We start from the raw sequence: 2,307 nt of genomic DNA, 5'->3' as shown, positions 1-2,307 counted from the left end.
TTCCGGCGCACCCGCTCTCCGAAATGCGCACTGGTGGTCGGTGGTCTGGTGATCCGGTGATCCGGTGATCCGGTGGTCTGGTGGTCTGGTGATCCGGAGTACCGGCTGTGGACGGCGGTGACAGCCACGCACCCGGTCGGCGAACCGGGAGGGACGGGCGGAGTGGGATCAGGTGGCCGGCGTCCCCTCGAGCACTCCGGCCAGTTGCCGGCACAGGTCGTCCAGCAGCTCGGTGAGGTCCGTGTCGGCCATCGGCCCGCACATGAACTCCTCCAGGCGTGTGCGCACCGACACCAGCCGGGGGTCGTGCACACCGGACCGCTCCAACGCCTCCAGCGCCCGGCGGGCGCCGTCCACGCACCGGGCGGGGCCGTACCCCGGCGGCTCCTCCAGGAGGCCCCTGCCACTGCTCAGCAGGAAGGCCGCCAACAGCACGGTCTCCTCAGCGAGCCGCGCCGGGGGCTGCCGTCCATCCGTCATAGCTGATCACCTCACTCGGGTCGCGGCGGTCACAGGGTGGGAACGCCCGCGCGGGATGGCCGACCGGCACCAGCAGCACCGGGTGGAGGTGGGGCGGGAGGTCCAGCAGCATGCCGACGGGCTCGCGGCGGAAACTGCCGACGGGGCACGCGCCCAGCCCCAGCGCGTGCGCGGCCAGCAGCAGGTTCTCCACCGCCATCGCCACACACAGCAGGCCGATGTCCTGCCCGTTGCCGAGGCCCTGGACCGCCCGCGCGCGGTCGAAGCAGGCGACGACGACGAGCGGAGGCAGTCCGATCATCCCCGGTGAGAAGGCCCTGACGCGTCGTACGAGCCGCCGGTCCCGCACCACCACGAACGCCCATGCCTGCTTGTTGGCCGCCGTGGGGGCCGCCAGCATCGCCTGCACCATCTCCTCCACGAGAGCGTCGTCGACCGGCTCATCGGTGTACTGGCGCACCGCGCTGCGGGAGCGCAGCACCCGCAGCGTTTCCGGGGCGCCGGGGCGGGACACCGCTGCGCCCCGGTCCCCGCCGTCCGTGCCCGTGCCCGTGTTCCCGTCCCCGCCCCCGTCTTCGTAGCCGGACACAAGAGTCCGTCCGGTCATCCGCACGGTCACCTCCGGTGGGCGCTCAGGAGGAGGTTGACCGGGTCGTCGAGGCAGCGGCGGACGCGCGCCCCGTCGTTCTCGGCCGCCGGTGGTGAACTCACCATGGGCTCCCAGGTGATGTCGGTGAACCCCGCGGACCGCAGGACCCGTACGAGGGCCTCGCGGGGCCAGTGGTGCACCCGCAGGACGGTGGGCGGGGTGGTGAGGACGGAGACCGTGAAGGCGTCGCCCTCGCGCGGGCGGGCGGGGCGCTCCAGGCGGAATCCCGCGGCGGCCGCGGCGGCCTCGTCGCAGTCCGGGTTGCCGACGAAGGCGAGAAGCCGTCCGCCCGGTGCGACGTTGGCGTACATGCGCTCGCCCATGGCGCCGAGGGTCTCCCGGTCGGCCGCGTAGTGGAGGAGGTGGGTGGCGAGGACGACGTCGAACGAGCCCAGCACCGGCAGGGTGGCGGCGTCGTGGACGTGGTACTCCGCACCGGTCGGCCGCCGCGCTTCACGGGCCCGGGCCGCGCCGATCATTCCCTCCGACACGTCCACCCCGACCGCCCGTGCCGCGCCCCGCCGTCTGACCAGGCGGGTGTAGAACCCGTCGCCGCAGCCCACGTCGAGCACGTTCCGTCCCCGCACTGGGCCCAGGGCGTGGAGGAACGAGGGGATCTCGACGTGGTCTCGGTAGAGGCTGACGGCGTCGACGGCCCGGGCGTACGTGTCCACGAGTGCGTCGTACTGCTGGGGCATGGCGCTGCTCCGTCGGGTCGCCGTCATCGGTGCTGTGCTCCTGCTTGCGGAGCTTCACGCACAGGTGGGTGCTTTCCCGGGCGAACTTACCCGATGGGGCATATCCATCGGCTCGAAGTTCCCTTCGCCACGCCCGTGTCGCGGCGAACGGGAAGCCCGGGCAGGACCCGTCCGAGGCGCGCGGACGAAGCACACCGCGCGCACCGCGGCCGTCGGACGGGCCGCCGACTGCCGGGCGTACTGCGGGCGTCCGCCTCCGCACCCGTCACTGAGTCCGCACGGTGAGCGGTGCGGCCCCCGGGCTGACCCCGACAGTGACGCGTCCTTCGCCCTGCTAGCTGTCGAAGCCCAGTCCGAGCCGGTCCAGGGTGCGCAGCCAGAGGTTGCGGCGGCCGCCGTGCGCGTCCGCGCGGGCCAGCGACCACTTGGTCAGCGCGATGCCGGTCCAGGCGAAGGGCTCGGGCGGGAACGGCAGCGGCT

3 protein-coding genes and 1 pseudogene are annotated in these 2,307 nt (G+C 73.3%); all 4 read right to left on the bottom strand.

The genetic code is table 11. From position 1 onward, the window contains the following. Positions 1 to 168: 168 nt before the first annotated feature. Positions 169 to 480 (bottom strand): DUF6092 family protein, encoded by a 312-nt coding sequence (locus RIF68_RS34730; RefSeq protein ID WP_309055498.1) that lies wholly within the window; start codon positions 478 to 480, stop codon positions 169 to 171. Continuing rightward, the gene (locus RIF68_RS34725) at positions 443 to 1,087 is read right to left on the bottom strand and encodes a nitroreductase family protein (protein ID WP_309055496.1); all 645 of its coding nucleotides are present in this window, start codon (positions 1,085 to 1,087) and stop codon (positions 443 to 445) included. The genes RIF68_RS34730 and RIF68_RS34725 overlap by 38 nt, the downstream gene beginning before the upstream one ends. An 8-nt stretch (positions 1,088 to 1,095) precedes the next feature. Beyond that, positions 1,096 to 1,854, bottom strand: coding sequence for a class I SAM-dependent methyltransferase (locus tag RIF68_RS34720; RefSeq protein ID WP_309055494.1), 759 nt, complete (start codon positions 1,852 to 1,854; stop codon positions 1,096 to 1,098). 307 nt (positions 1,855 to 2,161) lie between these two features. Continuing rightward, a pseudogene (locus RIF68_RS34715) lies at positions 2,162 to 2,307 on the bottom strand (FAD-dependent oxidoreductase); the annotation flags it as partial.

Origin of the sequence: Streptomyces sp. (assembly GCF_031178505.1) — a bacterium.
GTDB classification, from domain to species: domain Bacteria; phylum Actinomycetota; class Actinomycetes; order Streptomycetales; family Streptomycetaceae; genus Streptomyces; species Streptomyces gulbargensis.
Note: the sequence above shows the minus strand (reverse complement) of the source record. Positions and strands in the feature narration are given on the sequence as shown.